The sequence below is a fragment of the Cellulomonas sp. SLBN-39 genome, from assembly GCF_006715865.1.
In the GTDB taxonomy this organism is placed as follows: domain Bacteria; phylum Actinomycetota; class Actinomycetes; order Actinomycetales; family Cellulomonadaceae; genus Cellulomonas.
In genome coordinates this window covers 3,477,560-3,499,826 of sequence record NZ_VFOA01000001.1, presented here as the reverse complement: position 1 = coordinate 3,499,826, position 22,267 = coordinate 3,477,560, and the positions used below count along the sequence as shown (strand labels likewise).

22 protein-coding genes are annotated in these 22,267 nt (G+C 74.8%); 6 read left to right on the top strand and 16 right to left on the bottom strand.

Annotated features, from left to right (window positions below):
• Positions 1 to 61: 61 nt before the first annotated feature.
• The 9 genes from FBY24_RS15930 to FBY24_RS15890 all read right to left on the bottom strand — a co-directional run bounded on the left by FBY24_RS15930 (position 62) and on the right by FBY24_RS15890 (position 8,234).
• Positions 62 to 751, bottom strand: a complete 690-nt coding sequence (locus FBY24_RS15930; RefSeq protein ID WP_142162087.1) for a 1-acyl-sn-glycerol-3-phosphate acyltransferase — start codon at positions 749 to 751, stop codon at positions 62 to 64.
• Complete coding sequence (gene cmk, locus FBY24_RS15925; protein WP_140458902.1) at positions 748 to 1,464, bottom strand: (d)CMP kinase; 717 nt, start codon at positions 1,462 to 1,464, stop codon at positions 748 to 750. Before cmk ends, FBY24_RS15930 begins: the two co-directional genes overlap by 4 nt.
• Positions 1,446 to 2,555 carry a prephenate dehydrogenase gene (locus FBY24_RS15920; RefSeq protein ID WP_142162085.1) on the bottom strand — a complete coding sequence of 370 codons (1,110 nt, stop codon included), beginning with the start codon at positions 2,553 to 2,555 and terminating at the stop codon, positions 1,446 to 1,448. The genes cmk and FBY24_RS15920 overlap by 19 nt, the downstream gene beginning before the upstream one ends.
• Complete coding sequence (locus tag FBY24_RS15915) at positions 2,552 to 3,286, bottom strand: pseudouridine synthase (protein WP_370511002.1); 735 nt, start codon at positions 3,284 to 3,286, stop codon at positions 2,552 to 2,554. Before FBY24_RS15915 ends, FBY24_RS15920 begins: the two co-directional genes overlap by 4 nt.
• Positions 3,287 to 3,486: 200 nt before the next feature.
• Positions 3,487 to 4,212: an SMC-Scp complex subunit ScpB gene (locus tag FBY24_RS15910; RefSeq protein WP_142162081.1), complete on the bottom strand. Its 726-nt coding sequence runs from the start codon at positions 4,210 to 4,212 to the stop codon at positions 3,487 to 3,489.
• On the bottom strand, positions 4,209 to 5,204 hold the full coding sequence (locus FBY24_RS15905) for a ScpA family protein (RefSeq protein WP_142162079.1): 996 nt from the start codon (positions 5,202 to 5,204) through the stop codon (positions 4,209 to 4,211). The genes FBY24_RS15910 and FBY24_RS15905 overlap by 4 nt, the downstream gene beginning before the upstream one ends.
• Positions 5,188 to 6,054 carry a ParA family protein gene (locus FBY24_RS15900; protein ID WP_142162077.1) on the bottom strand — a complete coding sequence of 289 codons (867 nt, stop codon included), beginning with the start codon at positions 6,052 to 6,054 and terminating at the stop codon, positions 5,188 to 5,190. Before FBY24_RS15900 ends, FBY24_RS15905 begins: the two co-directional genes overlap by 17 nt.
• Positions 6,055 to 6,163: 109 nt before the next feature.
• Positions 6,164 to 7,141 carry a site-specific tyrosine recombinase XerD gene (locus FBY24_RS15895; RefSeq protein WP_174243570.1) on the bottom strand — a complete coding sequence of 326 codons (978 nt, stop codon included), beginning with the start codon at positions 7,139 to 7,141 and terminating at the stop codon, positions 6,164 to 6,166.
• A 16-nt stretch (positions 7,142 to 7,157) separates the two neighbouring features.
• Positions 7,158 to 8,234, bottom strand: a complete 1,077-nt coding sequence (locus tag FBY24_RS15890; protein ID WP_255432439.1) for a heme o synthase — start codon at positions 8,232 to 8,234, stop codon at positions 7,158 to 7,160.
• Between the two features lie 285 nt (positions 8,235 to 8,519).
• On the opposite strand from FBY24_RS15890, the gene tkt reads away from it, so the two are divergent.
• The 6 genes from tkt to FBY24_RS15860 all read left to right on the top strand — a co-directional run bounded on the left by tkt (position 8,520) and on the right by FBY24_RS15860 (position 15,853).
• A complete protein-coding gene (gene tkt, locus FBY24_RS15885; protein ID WP_142162073.1) occupies positions 8,520 to 10,688 on the top strand; it encodes a transketolase in 2,169 nt (722 codons plus the stop codon).
• Between the two features lie 86 nt (positions 10,689 to 10,774).
• Complete coding sequence (gene tal, locus FBY24_RS15880; protein WP_142162071.1) at positions 10,775 to 11,893, top strand: transaldolase; 1,119 nt, start codon at positions 10,775 to 10,777, stop codon at positions 11,891 to 11,893.
• Positions 11,890 to 13,431 (top strand): glucose-6-phosphate dehydrogenase, encoded by a 1,542-nt coding sequence (zwf, locus tag FBY24_RS15875; protein WP_142162069.1) that lies wholly within the window; start codon positions 11,890 to 11,892, stop codon positions 13,429 to 13,431. Before tal ends, zwf begins: the two co-directional genes overlap by 4 nt.
• A complete protein-coding gene (locus FBY24_RS15870) occupies positions 13,428 to 14,342 on the top strand; it encodes a glucose-6-phosphate dehydrogenase assembly protein OpcA (protein ID WP_142162067.1) in 915 nt (304 codons plus the stop codon). Before zwf ends, FBY24_RS15870 begins: the two co-directional genes overlap by 4 nt.
• Before the next feature lie 67 nt (positions 14,343 to 14,409).
• Positions 14,410 to 15,174, top strand: coding sequence for a 6-phosphogluconolactonase (pgl, locus tag FBY24_RS15865; protein WP_142162065.1), 765 nt, complete (start codon positions 14,410 to 14,412; stop codon positions 15,172 to 15,174).
• Positions 15,167 to 15,853 carry an O-methyltransferase gene (locus tag FBY24_RS15860; protein ID WP_142162063.1) on the top strand — a complete coding sequence of 229 codons (687 nt, stop codon included), beginning with the start codon at positions 15,167 to 15,169 and terminating at the stop codon, positions 15,851 to 15,853. The genes pgl and FBY24_RS15860 overlap by 8 nt, the downstream gene beginning before the upstream one ends.
• Positions 15,854 to 15,966: 113 nt before the next feature.
• On the opposite strand, the gene FBY24_RS15855 is transcribed toward FBY24_RS15860, so the two are convergent.
• From FBY24_RS15855 to yvcK, 7 genes are all read right to left on the bottom strand, one after another.
• A complete protein-coding gene (locus FBY24_RS15855; RefSeq protein WP_142162061.1) occupies positions 15,967 to 16,314 on the bottom strand; it encodes an RNA polymerase-binding protein RbpA in 348 nt (115 codons plus the stop codon).
• 22 nt (positions 16,315 to 16,336) lie between these two features.
• The gene (secG, locus tag FBY24_RS15850) at positions 16,337 to 16,582 is read right to left on the bottom strand and encodes a preprotein translocase subunit SecG (protein WP_140458888.1); all 246 of its coding nucleotides are present in this window, start codon (positions 16,580 to 16,582) and stop codon (positions 16,337 to 16,339) included.
• Positions 16,583 to 16,736: 154 nt separating this feature from the next.
• The gene (gene tpiA / locus FBY24_RS15845; protein ID WP_140458887.1) at positions 16,737 to 17,531 is read right to left on the bottom strand and encodes a triose-phosphate isomerase; all 795 of its coding nucleotides are present in this window, start codon (positions 17,529 to 17,531) and stop codon (positions 16,737 to 16,739) included.
• Between the two features lie 3 nt (positions 17,532 to 17,534).
• Entirely contained in the window at positions 17,535 to 18,734 is a 1,200-nt protein-coding gene (pgk, locus tag FBY24_RS15840) for a phosphoglycerate kinase (protein ID WP_142162059.1), read from the bottom strand.
• Positions 18,735 to 18,917: 183 nt separating this feature from the next.
• Positions 18,918 to 19,922, bottom strand: coding sequence for a type I glyceraldehyde-3-phosphate dehydrogenase (gap, locus tag FBY24_RS15835; RefSeq protein ID WP_142162057.1), 1,005 nt, complete (start codon positions 19,920 to 19,922; stop codon positions 18,918 to 18,920).
• A 295-nt stretch (positions 19,923 to 20,217) separates the two neighbouring features.
• Positions 20,218 to 21,198, bottom strand: a complete 981-nt coding sequence (gene whiA / locus FBY24_RS15830; protein ID WP_140458884.1) for a DNA-binding protein WhiA — start codon at positions 21,196 to 21,198, stop codon at positions 20,218 to 20,220.
• 62 nt (positions 21,199 to 21,260) lie between these two features.
• Positions 21,261 to 22,262 carry a uridine diphosphate-N-acetylglucosamine-binding protein YvcK gene (gene yvcK, locus FBY24_RS15825; protein ID WP_255432438.1) on the bottom strand — a complete coding sequence of 334 codons (1,002 nt, stop codon included), beginning with the start codon at positions 22,260 to 22,262 and terminating at the stop codon, positions 21,261 to 21,263.
• Positions 22,263 to 22,267 lie beyond the last annotated feature (5 nt).

Below are 22,267 nucleotides of genomic sequence, written 5' to 3'. Positions count from 1 at the left end.
TCCCCTGCCGGGGCCTCGCGACGTGACACGCGCGGCCCCGGCAGGCGGGCGGGCCCCGGGGTCAGGCCAGCGGGCGGGCGCCGTCGTCCTCGGGCAGACGCACGCCCGTGCGCTCCTGGGCCTGCGCGACGAGGTCCGCGAGCGCGGTCCGCACGTCGTCGGCCGCGGCGGCGATGGCCTGACGGCGGGGCAGGTCGGGGCGGACCACGTGCACGGGTGCGCCGATCTGCACGTGCACGGTGCGGCGCAGGCCGGGCACGTGGCCGACGTCCTCGCCGGTGCGGCGGGTGCCGAGGATCGCGACGGGGACGACGGGGGCGCCGGACTGCACGGCGAGCCAGGCGATGCCGGCGCGGGCGGACTCGACGGCGCCGTTGCCCCGGTTGCCCTCGGGGAAGATCCCGACCGCTCCCCCGCGGCGCAGCACGGCCAGGGCCTGCTGCAGGGCGGTGCGGCCGCCGGTGCGGTCGACGGGGATCTGCCCGGCGGAGCGCAGGTACGCCCCGAGCAGGCCGGTGAACATCTCCTGCTTGACCATGACGTGCAGGGGGCGGGGCGACGCGCCGACGAGCAGGGGCCCGTCGATCGCGGAGACGTGGTTGGCGGCGAGGAGGACGGGGCCGTCGGCGGGGACGTGCTCGGCGCCGGTGACGCGGGTGCGCCACACGACGTGGGCGAGGAACCGGCCGGCCTGGTGGCCCCAGACCGCGGCGCGGGCGGACGGCGCGACGTCCTGGGGGCGGCCGGTCACGACCGGACCGCCAGGGTGCGGGCCACGACGTCGAGGACGGCCTCGACGGTGCCCTCGTAGGTCAGGTGGGAGGAGTCGACGGTGACGACGCCGTCGGCGGCGACGTGGAACTGCACGACCGTGGAGTCGTCGGCGTCGCGGCGCAGGACCTGGTCGTGGGTCGCGGCCAGCGCGGCGGCGTCGTCGGTGCCGTGGACCTCGCGGGCGCGGCGGGCCAGGCGGGCCTCCTCGGACGCGGTCAGCAGGACGCGCACGTCGGCGTCCGGGGCGACGACGGTGGTGATGTCGCGGCCCTCGGCGACGACGCCGCGGCCGGCGGAGAACCCGCCGGTGCGCTCGGCGTCGATGAGGGCGCGCTGGCGGGCGCCGAGCTCGGCGCGGGCGTCGAGGGTCGTGGCGACCGCGGACACCGCGGCGGAGATCTCGGTGGTGCGGATCGCGGCGGCGACGTCGTGGCCGTCGACGTGCACGGTCGGGGCGGCGGGGTCCATGCCCATGACCAGGGGCATGGCGCGCACGGCGGCGGTGACGGCGGTGCCGTCGGCCAGGTCGACGCCCTGGTGGGTGCACCACCAGGTGGCGGCGCGGTACATCGCCCCGGTGTCGAGGTAGGCCAGGCCCAGGCGGGCGGCGACCTCCCGCGACACGCTGGACTTGCCCGACCCCGAGGGGCCGTCGACGGCGACGACGGTGCTCAACGGACGATCCTCCATCCCCGAGCGGTCAGCTCGGTCTCCAGGTGCTCGGCGCGCGTGGGCAGCACCGAGATCGACGTCATGCCGACCGGGCGGCCGGCGGCGTGCTCGAGGTGCAGGTCCTCGACGTTGACGTCGGCGTCCCCGACGTCGGCGAGCAGGCGGGCGATCTGCCCGGGGGTGTCGGGGACGAGCACGGTGACCACGGCGTAGGTGCGCTGGGCGCCGCCGTGCTTGCCGGGCACGCGCGCGACGCCGGTGTTGCCGTCGGCGATGGCGCGGGCGATCGTGGCGAGCGCCCCCAGCTCGACGGTCTCGGGGCCGGACGCGGCGGCGGCGCTGTCGAGCGCGCCGAGGACCGTGTCGAGGTCGTCGCGCAGGTCCCGCAGGACCGCGCGGACGGCGTCGGCGTTGGCGGCGAGGATCGAGGTCCACAGGGCCGGGTCGGACGCGGCGATGCGGGTCACGTCGCGCAGCCCCTGCCCGGCCAGGCCGAGGGCCGTGTCGTCGACGGTGCGCAGGCGTGCCGCGACGAGGCTGGCGGCGATCTGCGGCACGTGCGAGACGGCGGCGACGGCCGCGTCGTGGGCGTCGGCGTCCATCGCGACGGGCAGGGCGCCGAGGTCGACGGCCAGGTGACGGACCGCGAGCAGCGCCTCGGGGGCGCTCGCGCCGGAGTCGGTGAGCACCCAGGGCCGGCCGAGGAACAGGTCCGGCACGGCGGCCGACGGGCCGGAGCGCTCGCGCCCGGCCATGGGGTGGGAGCCGACGTAGCGGGTCAGGTCCGCGCCGGCGGCGCGCAGCTCGGCCAGGACGTAGCCCTTGACGGAGGCGACGTCGGTGACGACGGCGTGCGGGTGGGCCGCGAGCGCGGCGCGGACCACGTCGGACGTGACGTCGGGGGGTGCGGCGACGACGACGAGCGCGGGCTCGGGGTCGTCCGGGCCCGCGGGGGTGCCGGCGCCGACGTCGCGGGCCAGGGCCAGGGCGGTGCGGGACGGGTCCTCGAGCTGGACCGCGACCCCGTGGGTGCGCAGGCCCAGCCCGACGGACGCGCCGAGCAGCCCGGTGCCGATCACGCGCACCGGGCCGACGGTCGCGACGGTCACATCCCCACCGAGGCCATGAGCGAGCCGACCTCCGTGCGGGACAGGACGCGGTTGCGTCCGGGGCGCAGGTCGCCCAGGCGGATGGGGCCGACCTTGGTGCGGACCAGGCGGGTGACGGGGTGCCCGGCCTGCTCCATGAGGCGGCGGACGATCCGGTTGCGGCCCTCGTGGATGACGACCTCGACGAGGCTGGCCTGCGGGGTGGTCTGCACGACCCGGAACTCGTCGACGGCCGCGGGGCCGTCGTCGAGCTCGATGCCGCGCTTGAGGCGTGCGGCGAGGTTCGCCGGGACGCGTCCCTCGACGTCGGCGAGGTACGTCTTGGGCACGCCGTGCCGGGGGTGCGCGAGCCGGTTGGCCAGCTCCCCGTCGTTGGTGAGCAGGATCAGGCCCTCGGACTCGGCGTCGAGGCGGCCGATGTGGAAGAGGCGCTCCTCGCGGTCCGCGACGAGCTGCGCGAGCGACGGGCGCCCCTCGGGGTCGTGCATGGTCGACACCACGCCCAGGGGCTTGTTCAGCGCGATCGTCACCAGGGAGGTGTCGAGCTGGACGCGCATCCCGTCGACGTGGAGCACGGCCTTCGTCGGGTCGACGCGCACGCCGAGCTCGACGACGACCTGCCCGTCGACCGTCACGCGCCCGGAGCTGACGAGCTCCTCGCACGCGCGGCGCGAGCCGAGGCCGGCCTGGGCGAGCACCTTCTGCAGGCGCACGCCGTCGGGGTCGTGCACGTCGACCGGCTCGGGTGCCGGACCGCGCCGCGCACCGCCGGGCCGTCCGCCACGTGCCCCCGGGCCGCCCTGCGACCCGCCGCGCCCGGCGCCGCCCTGCCCGCCGCGGCCCCGGGGCGCCCCGGGGCGCCCGCCGCGTCCTGCCGAGGCGTCGCGACCGGATCCCCCGGTGCCGCCCCCTCGATGTCCTCGTGCCCCGCTCATCGCATCCCCTCTCGGCCGTCCACGGCACCCTCGAGCGCCTCGATGTCCGGCAGGTACGGCGCCAGCGGAGGCAGCTCGTCGAGGCTGGTCAGCCCCATCCGCTCCAGGAAGTATCCCGTGGTCCCGTACAGGTGTGCGCCAGTCGCCGGGTCGGTGCCGACCTCGGCGACCAGACCGCGCGTCGTCAGCGTCCGCATGACGCCGTCCACGCTGACCCCGCGCACCGCGGACACCTGCCCGCGCGAGACCGGCTGACGGTACGCGACGACGGCCAGGGTCTCCAACGCGGCCTGCGTCAGGCGGGCCGTCTGCCCGTCGACGACGAAGCGTCCGACGACGTCCGCGTAGGGCGGCGCCGAGTAGATCCGCCAGCCGTCGCCCGCACGCCGCAGCTCGAACCCGCGGGGGCGGCCGCCGCGCTCGCCGCGGTACTCGGCCGCCAGCTCGTCCAGCAGCTCCTCGACCCGTGCCGTCGGCAGGGACAGCACGGTGGCCAGGCGCACCGCGGGGACAGGCTCGTCGACGACCATGAGCACGGCCTCCAGCGCGGCGAGGGCACCGCCCGGGAGCGTGCCGACGTCGACGACGGTCTCCTCCGCCGCGGCGGGCGCAGGTGCGCCGGTCGGGTCCGCCGCGTCCGGCGCGCCGCTCCCGTCGGCGGGCACGGGCGTGGCGCCGGGCCCGCCGGTGGCGTCGGGCTCGTCCGTCAGGTCGGTGGTCATGCGTCCTCCTGCGTCCCGGTGCCCGCGACGGCCGGGGCGGGGCGGCCCGCGGCGGGTGCTGCGGCGTCGGTGGTGGTCGTGGTGGTCGGTGCCGTGGTGGTCGTGGGGTCTGCGGCGTCGTCGAAGTCGTCGGAGACGACCACGTCACCGTCCTGGCCGCCGGTCCAGCGCACGGTGAGCTCGCCCAGGGCGACGACCTGGTCGAACGCGACGACGCCCTCCTTGAACAGCTCCAGCAGCGCCAGGAAGCGGGACACCACGACGATCGCCTCGTCGGCGTCCGCGACCAGGGCCCGGAAGGTCGCGGTGCCCTGCTGGCGCAGGCGCTCGACGAGGAGGGCGGCCTGCTCGCGCACGGACACGGCGGGGGCGTGCAGGTGGCTGAGGTCGACACCCGGGGGCGGGGCCTTCGGCGCGAGCGCGCGGGCCGCGAGCTCGGCGAGCCGCTCGGTGCCCATCTGCCACACCAGCTCCGGCAGCAGCGCCGCCAGGTGCGGCTCGAGCCCGACGGTGCGGGGGAAGCGGCGGGCGCCGGCGTCCAGGCCCGTGCCGAGGTACGCGGCGACCTGCTTGTACGCCCGGTACTGCAGCAGGCGCGCGAACAGCAGGTCGCGCGCCTCGAGCAGCTCGAGGTCCTCGGCGTCCTCGACCTCCGCGGACGGCAGCAGCCGTGCGGCCTTGAGGTCGAGCAGGGTCGCGGCCACGAGCAGGAACTCGCTGGCCTGCCCCAGGTCCCAGTCGCGGCCTCCGTCGAGGGCGGCGCGCTCGGCGGCCCGGATGTACGCGATGAACTCGTCGGTGACCTGGGCCAGCGCGATCTCGGTGATGTCGAGCTTGTGCTTGGCGATCAGGCCGAGGAGCAGGTCGAAGGGGCCGCTGAAGACGGCGAGGTGCACCTCGAAGCCGCCGGGTGCCGCCGGCGCGGGCACGGGGGTGCCGCCGGGCGGCGTCAGCTCCTGCGCGGCACCCGCGGGGTCAGGCTGCGTCGCCACGGGCGACGAGCTCGCGGGCCAGCTGGCGGTACGCGGCGGCGCCGGCGTGGTTCGGCGCGTAGACGGTGATGGGCTCGGCCGCGACGGTCGCGTCGGGGAACTTCACGGTGCGCCCGATCACGGTGTGCAGCAGCGTGGAGCCGAACGCCTCGTGCACGCGGGCGACGACCTCGCGCGCGTGCAGGGTCCGCGAGTCGTACATCGTGGCGAGGATCCCGTCGACCTCCAGGCGCGGGTTCAGCCGGTCGCGGACCTTGTCGATCGTCTCGATGAGCAGCGCGACGCCGCGCAGGGCGAAGAACTCGCACTCCAGCGGGATCAGCACACCGTGCGCGGCGGTCAGCGCGTTGACGGTGAGCAGGCCGAGCGAGGGCTGGCAGTCGACGAGCACGACGTCGTAGTCGTCGAGCACGGGCCGCAGCGCCCGCGCCAGGACCGTCTCGCGGGCGACCTCGCCGACGAGCTGGACCTCGGCCGCGGACAGGTCGATGTTCGCCGGCAGCAGGTCCAGTCCCGCGACGGCGGTGGGCCGCACGACGTCCGCGATGTCGGCGTGCCGGTCCATCAGCAGGTTGTAGACCGTCAGGTCGAGCTCGTGCGGGCTGACCCCGAGGCCGACCGACGCGGCGCCCTGCGGGTCGAAGTCGACGACGAGCACGCGCCGGCCGCACTCGGCGAGCGCGGCACCGAGGTTGATCGTGGTCGTCGTCTTGCCGACGCCGCCCTTCTGGTTGCACATGGCGATCACACGGGCCGGGCCGTGGGTCGTGAGCGGCGCGGGGTCGGGCAGGTCGGGGAGCACTCTGCCCACCACGTCGACCTGCGGCTCGGTCGTTCCCTGGCTCGTCATCCGTCCACCATCTGCTCACCCGGCCCCGGCGGGGGCTCACGTCGCACGCCAACCTACCCGAGGCTCCGGGCGCTGCCGTGGCGGCGCGGCGTGCGGCGCGTCGCGGGTGTCAGCGGGCCCGCGGGTGCGCGGCGGCGTAGACCTCGCGCAGCGTGTCGGGGGTGACCATCGTGTAGATCTGCGTCGTGGTGACCGACGCGTGCCCGAGCAGCTCCTGCACGACGCGCACGTCGGCGCCGCCGGCCAGCAGGTGCGTGGCGAACGAGTGGCGCAGCGTGTGCGGGGACACGTGCTCGGCTCCCGGCAGGCCGGCGCGCTCGGCGGCGGTGCGCAGGACGCCCCACGCCGACTGCCGGGAGAGGCGGGCACCACGGGTGTTGCAGAACACCGCGGGGGTGCCGCGGCCGTGGGCGGAGAGCTCCGGGCGCGCCCGGACGAGGTAGGCCTCGACGGCCTCGGCGGCGAAGGTGCCGACGGGCACGACCCGCTCCTTGCCGCCCTTGCCGAGCAGGCGCACGGCGCCGCGGCCGGGGGTGAGGTCGAGGTCGTCGACGTCGAGCCCGACGGCCTCGGAGATCCGGGCCCCGGTGGAGTAGACGAGCTCGAGCAGGGCCCGGTCGCGCAGCGGGACGGGCCCGTCGCCGAGCCCGGCGGCGTCGATGAGGCGGGCGACGTCGTCGACGGAGATCGCCTTGGGCAGCCGCTTGGGCAGCGCGGGCGGCCTGACCCGGGCCGCGGGGTCGTGGTCGGCGACGCCCTCGCGCACGAGGAACCGGTGCCAGCCGCGGACGGCCACGACGTTGCGGGCGGCGGACGCGGCGGACAGCTCGGCGCGGCCGTCGGCGCCGGTGCGCACGGCCAGCACGTAGTCCTCGACGTCGCGCTCGAGGACGTCGGCGGGGTCCGTGCGGCCGGTGGTGGCGAGGTGGTGCAGGTAGCGCGTCAGGTCGCGGCGGTACGCGGCGAGCGTGTGGGGCGCCAGGCCGCGCTCGACGGACAGGTGCGCGAGGTAGCCCTCGAGCGCGGACGTGAGGGCGGGGGCGGGCTGCGGGGCGTCGTCCGTGGGCGCCGGGTCCGGGTCGAGCAGGTCCGCGCCGGGCACGTCAGAGCGGCAGGAAGACGTCCACGCAGATCGCGACCGACAGCAGGGTCAGGTACGTGATCGAGGCGTGGAAGACGGTCATCGCGCGCAGCGGTCCGCCCTGGGGGCGCCGGGCGCGGCGCAGCAGGTTGGTGCACGACCACAGGAACCAGCCGCCGAGCGCCGCCGCGACGATGCCGTACACCCACGTCATGCCCGCGACGGGCACCAGCAGGAGCGAGCACGCGATCATCGCGAGCGTGTAGCCGATCATCTCGCGGGCCACGCGCGTGTCGGAGGCCACGACGGGCAGCATCGGCACGCCGGCCGCGGCGTAGTCCTGCCGGAACTTCATCGACAGGGGCCAGTAGTGCGGCGGCGTCCAGAAGAACACGACGCCGAACAGCAGGACCGCGGCCCAGGAGATCCCGCCCGTCATCGCCGACCAGCCGATGACGACCGGCATGCACCCGGCGGCACCGCCCCAGACGATGTTCTGGGGGGTGCGGCGCTTGAGGATCATCGTGTAGCCGACCACGTAGATCGCGATCGCCGCGGCGGTCAGCAGCGCGGACGCGGGGTTGACCGCGAACCAGAGCCACAGGAGCGAGACCGCGCCCAGCACGAGGCCGAACGTGACGGCCGCACGCGGGGAGATCCGGCCGGTGACCACGGGGCGCCGCTTGGTGCGGTGCATGACCTGGTCGATGTCGCGGTCCAGGTACTGGTTCAGCGTGTTCGCGGCGCCGGCCGCGCCGGCGCCGCCGACGAGCGTGGCCAGCGCGAGGCCCAGGGGCGGGAAGCCGCCCTCGGCGAGGAACATGGTGGGCACCGTGGTGACGAGCAGCAGCTCGATGACGCGCGGCTTGGTGAGCGCCACGTACGGGCCCACCCGGTCGCGCACCGCCGCGAGGGCCCGGGCGGCGCGGGTCGCGGGCGCCGGGCGCCCGGCGGACGAGGAGCCCGCGAGCGCGTCGTGGGGCGTGCGGCGCGGATCGACGGAGGGCGGGCTGGACAGGCGCACGCGCTGCGGCTCCGTTCGGTGGTGCGGGCCGTCGGCGACGGCGGGACGGCCGGGACCGAGGTCCCGGTCAGCCATGCTACGACCTGTGCGGGCCGCCACGACGACCCCGAGGGTGCGCGGCGGGCCCGCGAGCGGGTGGATGTGGCGCATCACACGCCCCGCGACGGCGGGGGCGGGTCTTGGAAACCGCTTACCTGCGGGTGGACGAGGAACACGGGTCCCCCCTCCCGCGCTATAGGGTCGAACCCGGACACGGACTCCACGGCGCCCCGCCCCACGGCGGACCCGCGCCGCGTCCCGGGCACCCGGCGCTCGGCGCCGGCGCAGACGACGCCCCAGACGGGGCGGGAATGAGGTGCGGTGAACGCGAAGGCTCCCCTGGCCACCACGGCCGGCTGGACGGACCTGGACCTGCGAGCGGTGGACACGGTGCGCGTGCTCGCGGCCGACGCAGTGGAGAAGGTCGGCAACGGCCACCCCGGCACGGCCGTCAGCCTGGCGCCCGCCGCCTACCACCTGTACCAGCACGTGCTGCGCCACGACCCGACCGACCCGCACTGGCTGGGCCGCGACCGGTTCGTGCTGTCGGCGGGCCACTCGAGCCTGACCCAGTACATCCAGCTGTACCTGGCCGGGTTCGGCCTCGAGCTGGAGGACCTGCAGGCCCTGCGCACGTGGGGCTCGAAGACCCCCGGCCACCCCGAGTACCGCCACACCGCCGGCGTCGAGATCACCACCGGCCCGCTCGGGCAGGGTCTTGCCTCCGCCGTCGGCCTGGCCATGGCCGCCCGCCGCGAGCGCGGTCTGCTCGACCCGCAGGCGCCCGCGGGCACGAGCCCGTTCGACCACCACGTCTACGTCATCGCCTCCGACGGCGACCTGCAGGAGGGCGTGACGTCCGAGGCGTCGTCGGTCGCCGGCACGCAGGAGCTCGGCAACCTCGTCGTCCTGTGGGACGACAACCGCATCTCGATCGAGGGCGACACGCAGATCGCCTTCACCGAGGACGTCCTCAAGCGCTACGAGGCGTACGGCTGGCACGTGCAGTACGTCGACTGGACCGTCGGCGGGGAGTACCGCGAGGACGTCGACGCGCTGCACGCCGCGATCGAGGCAGCCAAGGCCGTGACGGACAAGCCGTCGTTCATCGGTCTGCGGACCCTGATCGCGTGGCCGACGCCCGGCAAGACCGGGGACCACTCCTCGCACGGCTCCAAGCTGGGCGGGGACGCCATCAAGGGCCTCAAGGAGCTGCTCGGCTTCGACCCCGAGCGCACGTTCCAGGTCGACGACGACGTGCTGGCGCACACCCGCGGCCTCGCGGCGCGCACCGCCCCCGTGCGGGCCGCCTGGCAGGAGTCGTTCGACGCGTGGGCCGCCGCGAACCCCGGGCGCAAGGCGCTCCTGGACCGGCTCGTGGCCGGCGACCTGCCCGAGGGCTGGGCCGACGCGCTGCCGGTGTTCCCGGCGGGCAAGGCCGTGGCCACGCGCGCCGCGTCCGGCGAGGTCCTCTCGGCGCTGGCGCCCGTGCTGCCCGAGCTGTGGGGCGGCTCGGCCGACCTCGCCGGCTCGAACAACACGACCATGAAGGGTGAGCCGTCGTTCCTGCCGGCACACCGGTCCTCGCACGACTTCGCCGGCGACGAGTACGGGCGCACGCTGCACTTCGGCATCCGTGAGCACGGCATGGGCGCGATCCTGTCGGGCATCCGCCTGCACGGGCTGACCCGCCCCTACGGCGGCACGTTCTTCACGTTCTCCGACTACATGCGCGGTGCGGTGCGCCTCGCCGCGCTCATGGGCGTCGACGTGACCTACGTGTGGACGCACGACTCCATCGGCCTCGGCGAGGACGGCCCGACGCACCAGCCGGTCGAGCACCTCGCCGCCGTGCGCGCGATCCCCGGCCTGTCGGTCGTGCGCCCCGCGGACGCCAACGAGACCGCGCACGCGTGGAAGGCCACCCTCGAGCGGACCGGAGGCCCCACGGCTCTCGTCCTGACCCGGCAGAACGTGCCGACGTTCCCCCGGGGCGAGGACGGCTACGCCACCGCCGACGGCGTGGCGCGCGGCGCGTACGTGCTCCTGGAGGCGTCGACCGGCACCCCCGACGTCGTGCTGATCGGCACCGGCTCGGAGGTCCAGCTCGCCGTCGAGGCGCGCGCGACCCTCGAGGCGGCCGGCGTGCCGACCCGCGTGGTGTCCGCGCCGTGCCTGGAGTGGTTCGCCGAGCAGGACGAGGCGTACCGCGAGTCCGTGCTGCCCGCGTCCGTGCGCGCCCGCGTCTCGGTCGAGGCCGGCATCGCGCTGTCGTGGCACAAGATCGTCGGCGACGCCGGGCGCTCTGTCTCGCTCGAGCACTACGGGGCGTCGGCGGACTACCAGACGCTCTACCGCGAGTTCGGCATCACCGCCGAGGCCGTCGTCGCGGCCGCGCACGAGTCGCTCGCCGCGGCCCGGGGCGACCAGGCGCCGAGCTCGGTGTCGGCCACGCCGACGCAGTCCGGCACGGGCGACCTGCCCGCCTGACCCACCGCGCGCGGCGGGCCGCTCCAGCCGGCCCGCCGCGCCGCCCGCACGTCCGTCCACCCGTCGTGGGACGAAGGGGAACGACCATGGCCAGCACCACCCCGCTGCACCAGCTGCACGACGCCGGCGTCGCCGTGTGGCTCGACGACCTGTCGCGCCGGCGCACCCGGTCCGGCGACCTCGCCGCGCTCGTCGAGCGCGGCGTCGTCGGCGTGACGACCAACCCGACGATCTTCGCCGGCGCGCTCGCGCACGGCGAGGCCTACGACGAGCAGCTGCGCGCGCTCGCCGCAGCCGGCACCGACGTCGAGGACGCGGTCCTCGCGATCACCACCGACGACGTGCGCGAGGCCTGCGACGTGCTGCGCCCCGTGCACGAGCGCAGCGGCGGCGTCGACGGGCGGGTCTCCATCGAGGTCGACCCGCGCCTGGCGCGCGACACCGACGCGACGTCGACCATGGCGCAGCGGCTCTGGTCGGTCGTCGACCGGCCGAACCTGCTGGTCAAGATCCCCGCGACGGTGGAGGGTCTGCCCGCGATCACCGCGGCCCTCGCGCAGGGCATCTCGGTCAACGTCACGCTGATCTTCTCGCTGCAGCGGTACGCGGCGGTGCTCGACGCGTTCCTCGAGGGCCTGGAGCAGGCGCAGGCCGCCGGGCGCGACCTCGCCCCGATCGCGTCGGTCGCGTCGTTCTTCGTCTCCCGCGTCGACGCGGCCGTCGACGCCCGCCTCGACGCCCTGGGCACGCCCGAGGCCGCCGAGCTGCGCGGACGCGCGGCGATCGCCAACGCCCGGCTCGCCTACGGCCTCTACCAGGAGGTCCTGCGCAGCCCCCGCTGGCAGGCCCTCGAGGCCGCGGGCGCCCGTCCGCAGCGCCCCCTGTGGGCCTCGACGGGCGTCAAGGACCCCGCCTACCCGGACACCCGGTACGTCGACGAGCTCGTCGTGGCGGGCACCGTCAACACGATGCCCGAGAAGACGCTGGAGGCCGTCGAGGACCACGGCACCGTGCACGACACCGTCTCCGGCCGGCAGGACGAGGCCGCGCGCACGCTCGACCGCGTCGAGGCCGCCGGCATCTCCGTCGACGAGATCACGACCGCGCTCGAGGAGGACGGCCTGCGCAAGTTCGAGGCCTCCTGGGACGAGCTGCTCACCTCGGTGCGCGCCGGCCTGCAGCGCAACGGCGGGACGCCGGCATGAGCCCCGCCAAGGTGAGCGCCGGCCACAACCCGCTGCGCGACCCCCGCGACCGCCGGCTCCCCCGCATCGCCGGCCCCAGCGGCCTGGTGATCTTCGGCGTCACGGGCGACCTCGCCCGCAAGAAGCTCATGCCCGCGGTCTACGACCTCACCAACCGCGGTCTGCTGCCCCCGGGCTTCGCCCTGACCGGCTTCGCCCGGCGCGACTGGGAGACGCAGGACTTCGCGCAGATCGTCCACGACTCGGTCAAGGAGCACGCCCGCACCCCGTTCCGGGAGGCCACCTGGCGCCAGCTCGCCGAGGGCATCCGGTTCGTGCAGGGGTCGTTCGACGACGACGACGCGTTCGACCGGCTGCGCGAGACCGTCGAGGAGCTCGACGTGTCCCGCGGCACGGGCGGCAACCACGCGTTCTACCTGTCCGTGCCGCCGTCGGCCTTCCCCGTGGTCAGCAAGCAGCTGGCCCGCTCGGGGCTGTCGCAGCCCAAGGACGGCACGTGGCGGCGCGTCATCATCGAGAAGCCGTTCGGGCACGACCTGCAGTCGGCCCGCGAGCTCAACGACATCGTCTCCGAGGTGTTCCGGCCGGACGACATCTTCCGGATCGACCACTACCTGGGCAAGGAGACGGTCCAGAACCTCCTGGCGCTGCGCTTCGCGAACCAGATGTTCGAGCCGATCTGGAACGGCAACTACGTCGACCACGTCCAGATCACCATGGCCGAGGACATCGGCATCGGCGGCCGCGCCGGGTACTACGACGGCATCGGCGCGGCCCGCGACGTCATCCAGAACCACCTGCTGCAGCTGCTGGCGCTCACCGCCATGGAGGAGCCCGTCTCGTTCGACGCGGCGGCCCTGCGCGCGGAGAAGACGAAGGTCCTCTCGGCCCTGCGGCTCCCCCGCGACCTGGGCAAGCACACCGCCCGTGGGCAGTACACGGCCGGCTGGCAGGGCGGCGAGGAGGTCGTCGGCTACCTGGAGGAGGAGGGTTTCGACCCCGCCTCCACCACCGAGACGTTCGCCGCGATCCGCGTCGACATCGACACCCGCCGCTGGGCCGGGGTGCCGTTCTACCTGCGGACCGGCAAGCGTCTGGGCCGGCGCGTCACCGAGATCGCCGTGGTCTTCAAGCGCGCCCCGCACCTGCCGTTCGAGTCCATGGCGACCTCCGAGCTCGGCAAGAACGCGCTCGTGATCCGGGTCCAGCCCGACGAGGGCGTGACCCTGCGGTTCGGCGCCAAGGTGCCGGGGACCGCCATGGAGGTCCGCGACGTCACCATGGACTTCGGGTACGGCCACGCGTTCACCGAGTCCTCCCCCGAGGCGTACGAGCGCCTCATCCTCGACGTGCTGCTCGGCGACCCGCCGCTGTTCCCGCAGCACGAGGAGGTCGAGCTCTCCTGGAAGATCCTCGACCCGATCACGTCGTACTGGGCGTCCAAGGGTCGCCCCGACCCGTACCGCGCGGGGACCTGGGGCCCGGAGTCCGCCGACGCGATGATGGCCCGTGACGGACGCGCCTGGAGGCTCCCGTGATCATCGACATGCCCGATACCACCACCCGGGACATCAACAAGCGCCTCCTCACCGAGCGCGACGAGGGCGGCGCGGTCGCCCTCGGCCGGGTCCTGACGCTCATCATCGACGCGGAGGGCCACGACCCCGAGGAGTCCATCGCGGCGGCCAACGAGGCCTCCCGCGAGCACCCGTGCCGCATCGTCGTGCTCACGCAGAAGGACGACGGCTCGACGTGCCTCGACGCCCAGATCCGCCTCGGCGGGGACGCCGGCGCGTCGGAGGTCATCGTGCTGCGCGTCGCCGGCGGCGCCGGGACCCACCTCGACACCCTCGTCATGCCGCTGCTGCTGCCCGACGCGCCGATCGTCGCGTGGTGGCCGTACGACGTGCCCGAGAACCCGTCCACGCACCCCCTGGGCACCATGGCGCAGCGCAGGATCACGGACACGTCCCAGTGCTCGAGCCCCGGTCGGTCGCTGCGGCACCTGGCGGAGGTCTACGCCGACGGCGACACCGACCTCGCGTGGACGCGGGCGACGCTGTGGCGCGGCCTCATCGCCGCGACCCTCGACCAGCCGCCGTTCGAGCCCGTCCAGCGTGCGGTCGTCGTCGGCGAGAGCACCCACCCCTCGGTGGACCTCATGGCAGCATGGCTCGCCCAGTCGCTGCGGTGCCCGGTCGACGTCGAGCGCCAGCCCGACGCCCCCGCGATCACGCAGGTCCGCCTGCAGCGCGCCAGCGGCGACATCGTGCTGGACCGCCCCGACGGCAAGACCGCAGCCCTGCGCCAGCCCGACCAGCCCGAGCACCGGATCGCCCTGCCGATCCGCCAGCTGCGCGAGTGCCTCGTCGAGGAGCTGCGCCGCCTGGACGCGGACGAGGTCTACGGCGAGGTCCTCCAGAAGGGCCTCGCCCGCATCGACGCCTGACACCCGGCCGCGCCGGCACCGACCGGCGCGGCCCGACGACGCCGCGGCCGCGGCAGGGAAGGACACCATGCCCACCCACCCCGAGGTCGTCGTCCACCCGGACGCGCCCGTGCTCGCCGCCGCCACCGCGGCACGCCTGCTGACCCGGCTGGTCGACCTGCAGTCGCACCGCAGCCCCCTGCACGTCGTCCTGACGGGCGGGACCGTCGGGATCGCGACGCTGCGCGAGATCGCCGCCAGCCCCGCCCGCGACGCCGTCGACTGGTCCGGCGTCCACCTGTGGTGGGGCGACGAGCGGTTCCTCCCCGACGGCGACCGCGACCGCAACGAGACCCAGGTCCGCGAGGCCCTGCTCGACGCCCTCGGCGACGCCCTGCCGGCGGCGAACGTGCACCCGTTCCCCGCGCTCGACGTGGCCGTGCCCGACGGTGAGACCAGCGCTGCCGCGTACGCCGCCGACCTGGCCGCGCACGCCCCCGAGGGCGCGGCGACACCAGCCTTCGACGTCCTCCTGGTCGGCATGGGCCCCGACGGCCACGTCGCGTCCCTCTTTCCCGGCAAGGCCACGCTCGACGTGCAGGACGTGACCGTCGTCGCGGAGCACGACTCCCCCAAGCCGCCGCCCGAGCGCGTGTCGCTCACCTACCCCGCGATCGGCGCCGCCCGCGAGGTGTGGGTCGTGGCCGCGGGTGCGGAGAAGGCACCGGCCGTGGCCCGTGCCCTCGCCGGCGACGCCGTCACCACGACACCGGCCGCCGGGGCGCGCGGGACCGAGCGGACGCTGTGGCTCGTGGACGTCGCCGCCGTGCAGGAGGTGACGCCCGGTGACTGACAGCACCGCTCCCGAGACGCCCCAGCAGACCTGGTCGGCCGTCGACGCGTTCTTCGCGGACGTGACCGCCGAGCCGGCGGCCGCCGTCCGGGTCCGTGAGGCCGCCGCGGCCGCAGGCCTGCCCGACATCGCCGTCGCCCCGAACCAGGGCCGGCTGCTCACCCTCCTCGCGCGCACGGCAGGGGCCCGGCGCGTCCTCGAGGTCGGCACCCTCGGCGGGTACTCCACGTGGTGGCTCACGCAGGCGCTGCCGGACGACGGCTCCGTCGTCACGCTCGAGCTCGTGCCCGAGCACGCGGCGGTGGCCCGCGCGTCCCTCGACGCCGCCGGCGTCGGGGACCGGGTCGAGATCCACGAGGGTCCGGCCCTCGACTCCCTCGACGCGCTGGTGGCCGCGGGCGTCGCGCCGTTCGACCTGGCGTTCGTCGACGCGGACAAGCAGCAGCTCGCGGCGTACACCGAGCGTGTCGTGGCGCTGTCCCGACCGGGGACGTTGATCGTCGTCGACAACGTGGTGCGCGGCGGCGGCGTCGTCGACCCCGCGCACCCGGACGACCGCGTCCACGGCGTGCGGGCGTTCGCGACGGCCGTCGCCGCCGACGACCGCCTCGAGGCGACCGTGGTGCAGACCGTCGGCGCGAAGGGCTACGACGGGTTCGCGCTCCTGCGGGTGCGGTGACCCTCAGGAGCGCCGCACGAGACGCCCGAGGCCCCTCGTCCGACGGACGAGGGGCCTCGGCATGTCGAGGGGCCGCCCGACGGCGGGCGACCGGCGTGGCGCCGGCGGGCGGCTCAGCGGCCGCGACGGGCGCGCAGGGCAGCCAGGGCCTCGTCGAGGATCGCCTGACCGTCCTCGTCGCTGCGCCGCTCCTTCACGTACGCCAGGTGCGTCTTGTACGGCTCGTTGCGCGTCGGCGACGGCGGAGCCTCCGGGTCCTGCCCGGCCGGGTAGCCGCACCGGGGGCAGTCCCAGGTCGCCGGCGCCTCGGCCGCGGCCTCCTCGGCGAAGCTCGGCCGCGTCTCGTGGCCGTTCGCGCACCAGTAGGAGATCCACACGCGCGGGGCCGCGTCGCCGCGCTCCGCCTCGCCCATCGGGCCGGCGCCCACTCGCGACCCGCGGATCGCGCTCCCGCTCGCCATCGTCGTCCTCCCCCTCTGCCCGCTACTCCGCGACCTTCTCGACCAGGCCGAGAAGGATGATGACGACGGTCCACAGCAGCGCCACGGTGACCGTGATCCGGTTGAGGTTGCGCTCCGCGACGCCCGAGGACCCGGCGCCGGCGGTGATCCCGCCGCCGAACATGTCCGACAGACCGCCGCCCTTGCCCTTGTGCAGCAGCACGAGCGGGACGAGCAGGAGGCTGGTCAGCACCAGCAGGACCTGGAGGGCGATGCGCAGGCCAGTCACGGGGTGGGGTTCCTCACTCGGGGTGTGCGCCGCACGGCGGCACGGGGTGGCGCGGTACAGGGTAGGCGACGCGGGGGCGTAGGAGCCACCACCTCGCGCCGCAGGTCGGGCGGGCGCAGCAGCGCGCTGCGCCCGCCCGACCGGTGCGCTGCGGTCAGCCGACCTGGTGCGACTGGTACCGGGCGATCTTCGCGAACTCCTCGGGGTCGAGGCTCGCACCGCCGACGAGCGCGCCGTCGACGTCCGGCTTGGCCATGATCGACGCGACGTTCGACGACTTCACCGAGCCGCCGTAGAGCACGCGCACGGCGTCGGCCGTGGCCTGGTCGTACAGCTCGCCGATGCGCACGCGGATCGCGGCGCACAGCTCCTGCGCGTCCTCGGGCGTCGCGGTCTCGCCCGTGCCGATGGCCCACACGGGCTCGTACGCCACGACGAGGCCGGCGACCTGCTCGGCCGACAGGCCCACGAGGGCACCGTCGAGCTGGGCCAGGGTGTGCGGGACGTGCTCGCCGGCCTTGCGGACCTCGAGCGGCTCGCCGACGCACAGGATCGGCACGAGGCCGGCCGCGAGCGACGACTTCACCTTGGCGTTGACCAGGGCGTCGTCCTCGTGGTGGTACTCACGACGCTCGGAGTGCCCGACCGCGACGTACGTGACGCCGAGCTTGGCCAGGAACAGCGGCGAGATCTCGCCGGTGTAGGCACCGGACTCGTGCGCCGACACGTCCTGCGCGCCGTAGACGAGCTCGAGCTTGTCGGCGTCCACGAGGGTCTGCACGCTGCGCAGGTCCGTGAACGGCGGCAGCACGGCGACCTCGACGGCCCCGAAGTCGTGCTTGGCGTCCTTGAGGGTCCACGCCAGCTTCTGCACGGTGTGCGTCGCCTGGTGGTGGTCCAGGTTCATCTTCCAGTTGCCCGCCATCAGCGGGGTACGGGTCGTGGCCATGCGTCAGTCCTCCAGAACGGCGATGCCCGGGAGGGTCTTGCCCTCGAGGAACTCCAGCGACGCGCCGCCGCCGGTGGAGATGTGGCCGAACCCGGCCTCGTCGAAGCCGAGCGTGCGCACGGCAGCGGCCGAGTCGCCGCCGCCGACGATGGTGAAGCCGCCGTGCGTGCCCGCGTCGACGAGCGCCTGCGCGACGGCACGGGTGCCGCCGGCGAACGCGTCGAACTCGAACACGCCCGCGGGGCCGTTCCACACGACGGTCTTGGCGTCGACGATCTTCGAGGCGAACAGCGCGGCCGACTCGGGGCCGATGTCCAGGCCCATCTGGTCGGCCGGGATCGCGTCGGCCGGCACCACGGTCGCGGGGGCGTCGGCCTTGAACTCGGGCGCGACGACCACGTCGACGGGCAGCACGATCTCCACGCCGCGCTCGGCGGCCGTGGCGAGGTAGCCCTTGACCGTCTCGACCTGGTCCTGCTCGAGCAGGCTCTTGCCGACCGCGTGGCCCTGCGCCGCGAGGAACGTGAAGAGCATGCCGCCGCCGATGAGGAGGCGGTCCGCCTTGCCGATGAGGTTCTCGATGACGCCGAGCTTGTCGGACACCTTGGAGCCGCCGAGGACGACGACGTAGGGGCGCGCGGGGGCGTCGGTCGCCTTGCGCAGCGACTCGACCTCCTTGAGCACGAGCTGGCCCACGGCGTGCGGCAGGCGCTGCGCGACGTCGTAGACCGACGCCTGCTTGCGGTGCACGACGCCGAAGCCGTCGGACACGTACGCGTCCACGAGGGCCGCCAGCTCGTCGGCGAGCGCGCCGCGCTCCGCCTCGTCCTTGGACGTCTCGCGCGCGTCGAAGCGCACGTTCTCGAGCAGGGCGACCTGACCGTCGGCGAGCGCCGCCACGGTGGCCTTCGCCGAGTCGCCGACGAGGTCCTCGGCGAGCGCGACCGGTGCACCGAGCAGCTCGCCGAGGCGGGCCGCGACGGGCGCGAGCGAGTACTTGGCCTCCGGGGCGCCCTTGGGGCGGCCGAGGTGCGCGACGACGACGACGCGGGCGCCCTTCGCGGTCAGCGCCTGGATCGTCGGCAGCGCCGCACGGATCCGGCCGTCGTCGGTGATGGTCGTGCCGTCGAGCGGCACGTTGAAGTCGGAGCGGACGAGCACGCGCTTGCCGCGCAGGTCGCCGAGGTCCTCGATGGTCTTCATGGTCTCCTACTACCTGGCTGCCGCCGGACGCGCCGGCGTGCGGGGACGTCCACGCGAGAGCGAGGACGAGGTGCGGGTGGGTGCCGGACCGTCCTGGTCCGGGCACAGCAGCGTCCGCGTGCGCCGGGCCGGTGGCCTGGGCGCACGCGGACGCATGGACTGCCTACCCTCGCGGCTGCGAGGTCAGAGACGCTCGCCCACGTACGAGGTCAGCGCGACGAGGGAGTTGGAGTAGCCCCACTCGTTGTCGTACCAGGAGACGACCTTGACCAGGTCGCCCGACACCTTGGTGAGCTTGGCGTCGAAGATGCTCTGGTGCGGGTCGGTGACGATGTCGCTGGACACGATGTCGTCCTCGACGTAGGACAGCACGCCCTTGAGGGGGCCCTCCGCGGCGGCCTTGACCGCGGCGTTGACCTCCTCGACCGTGACCTCGCGCGAGGCGGTGAAGGTCAGGTCGGTGGCCGAGCCGGTGATCGTCGGCACGCGCATGGCGAAGCCGTCGAGCTTGCCCTTGAGCTCGGGGAGCACGAGGGCGACGGCCTTGGCCGCACCGGTCGACGTGGGGACGATGTTCTGCGCGGCGGCGCGGGCGCGACGCAGATCCTTGTGGGGACCGTCCTGCAGGTTCTGGTCACCCGTGTAGGCGTGGATCGTGGTCATGAGGCCACGCTCGATGCCGATCGCGTCGTTGAGCGCCTTGGCCATGGGGGCCAGGCAGTTCGTCGTGCAGGACGCGTTCGAGATGATGTGGTGCGCGGCGGCGTCGTAGTCGGTGTGGTTGACACCCACGACGAACGTCGCGTCCTCGTTCTTGGCCGGGGCCGAGATGATGACCTTCTTCGCGCCGGCCTCGAGGTGGGCCTTTGCCTTGGTCGCGTCGGTGAAGAAGCCCGTGGACTCGATCACGATGTCCGCACCGAGCTCGCCCCAGGGCAGGTCCGCCGGGTTGCGCTCGGCCAGGGCACGGATCTTCTTGCCGTCGACGATGATGTTGTCGTCGTCGAAGTCCACGCTCAGCGGGAACCGGCCCAGCACCGTGTCGTACTTCAGCAGGTGCGCCAGGGTCTTGTTGTCCGTCAGGTCGTTGACGCCGACGATCTCGATGTCGGCCCCCGAGGCCACGATGGCGCGGTAGAAGTTGCGCCCGATGCGGCCGAAGCCGTTGATGCCGACCTTGATGGTCACTTGCCCTCCTCGGCACGCGCCGCGCGGATGCCGGCGCACACAGTTGGTGTTCGGGTCACGCACGCCGCTGTGCGTCCCGACCATCGCATGACCCCACGTGCCCGGCACGTGACGCCCCTGTGACGATCGGATGACGCGAGCCTATACCCCGTGGCCCCGGCCCCGCCCATGACGTTGGTCCGTGCGGGTACCCGTTCGCATGCTGGACGATCCGTCGTCCGGGCACCGGACCCGAGGCCCCCGGTGCATGCCGACGCGTCCCGGTGCGTCGCACCGGGACGCGTCGCGGGGCCCGTCAGATGTCCAGCAGCTCCGGGCTCAGGCCGGCCTCGGTGTCGGGCACGCCCAGCTCGGCGGCGCGGCGGTCGGCGGTCGCGAGCAGCCGCCGGATCCGCCCCGCCACCGCGTCCTTCGTCAGCGGCGGGTCGGCGAGCTTGCCGAGCTCCTCGAGCGAGGCCTCCTTGTGCGCGAGGCGCAGCTCGCCGGCCTGGCGCAGGTGGTCCGGCAGGTCGTCGCCGAGCAGCTCGAACGCGCGCTCCACGCGGGCCCCCGCCGCGACGGCGGCACGTGCCGAACGCCGCAGGTTGGCGTCGTCGAAGTTCGCGAGCCGGTTCGCGGTCCCCCGGACCTCCCGCCGGACCCGGCGCTCCTCCCAGACGAGCATCGCCTCGTGGGCGCCCAGCCGGGCCAGCATGGCGCTGATCGCGTCGCCGTCGCGGATCACGACGCGGTCGACGCCCCGCACCTCGCGCGCCTTCGCGGTCACGCCCAGCCGGCGGGCCGCGCCGACGAGGGCGAGCGCCGCCTCCGGGCCGGGGCAGGTCACCTCGAGGGACGACGAGCGCCCGGGCTCGGTCAGCGAGCCGTGTGCCAGGAACGCCCCGCGCCACGCGGCCTCCGCCTCGCCGATGCCGGCGGAGACGACCTGCGGGGGCAGACCACGGACGGGGCGTCCGCGGTTGTCCAGCAGACCCGTCTGGCGGGCGAGCGACTCGCCCTCCTTGACGACGCGGACGACGTACCGGCTCCCGCGGCGCAGACCCCCGCCGGAGACGACGATGATGTCGCTCTCGTGGCCGTAGACCTCGGCGATCGCCTGCCGCAGCCGTCGCGCCGCCACACCCGTGTCGAGCTCGGCCTCGATGACGATCCGGCCGGAGATGATGTGCAGGCCGCCCGCGAACCTCAGCGTCGCCGAGATCTCCGCCTTGCGGCAGGAGGTCTTGTCGATCTTCAGGCGCGCCAGCTCGTCCTTCACCTGTGCCGTCAGAGCCATGGCGTCATCCTGCCATCTCGGACACCCTGGTCGTGACGGTCCCGTGACCTTTCCTGCGCTGGTCAGGGGTGTGGTGACGTCACCGTCCCGACGTCGCCGAGGAAGCCCTCGACCACGTCGCGCAGCGCCGCGGCCAGCCGCAACGGGTCGTGCACGCCCGGCTGGTCCCCCCGCCGGACCTGCCGCACGAGCAGCCGGGCGCCGAGCTTCGCGCACAGGTCCGCGAGCGCCGAGACGTCCTCGACGGACCCCGGGTCGGCGACCACGGCGTGCACGGGGAGCTCGGGAGCGTGGGCGCGCAGGACCTCCAGGTGGTCCTCCGCACCCATGCCGGCGGTCTCCCCGTCCGGTGCGAGGTTGAGGGTGACGACCACCCGGGCGCGCGTGGTCAGGAGCGCGTCGCGCAGGTCGGGCACCAGCAGGTGCGGGAGCACGGACGTGTACCAGGAGCCGGGGCCGAGCACGACCCAGTCGGCGGCGCGCACGGCGGCGACGGCCTCCGGGCACGCCGGCGGCGTGCCCGGGTCCAGGCGCAGGTGCTCGATGTGGTCCGCGGTGCTCGCGAGGCGGCTCTGGCCGCGCACGGTCTCGCGGGTGCCGTCCGCGCGCCGCACGGTGGCCTCGATGCTCAGGGGCACCGACGACATGGGCAGCACGCGCCCGCGGGCGCCGAGCAGCCGCCCGACGAGGTCGAGCCCCTCGACGGTGTCGTCCAGGAGCTCCCACAGCGCGACGATGAGCAGGTTGCCCACCGAGTGGCGGTCCAGCGGCCCGGACGAGGAGAACCGGTGCTGCATGAGGTCGCGCCAGGTGCGGCCCCAGTCGGAGTCGTCGCACAGCGCGGCGAGGGCCATCCGCAGGTCGCCCGGCGGGAGCACGCCCAGCTCGTCGCGCAGCCGGCCCGAGGAGCCGCCGTCGTCGGCGACGGTGACGACGGCGGTGATCCGGTCCGTCATCAGCCGCAGGGCGGACAGCGTGGACGACAGACCGTGCCCGCCGCCCAGCGCGACGACGGCGGGGCGCGTCGGGTCCCCGGCGCGCGGCACGTCGATCGGGCCGAGCACGGGCG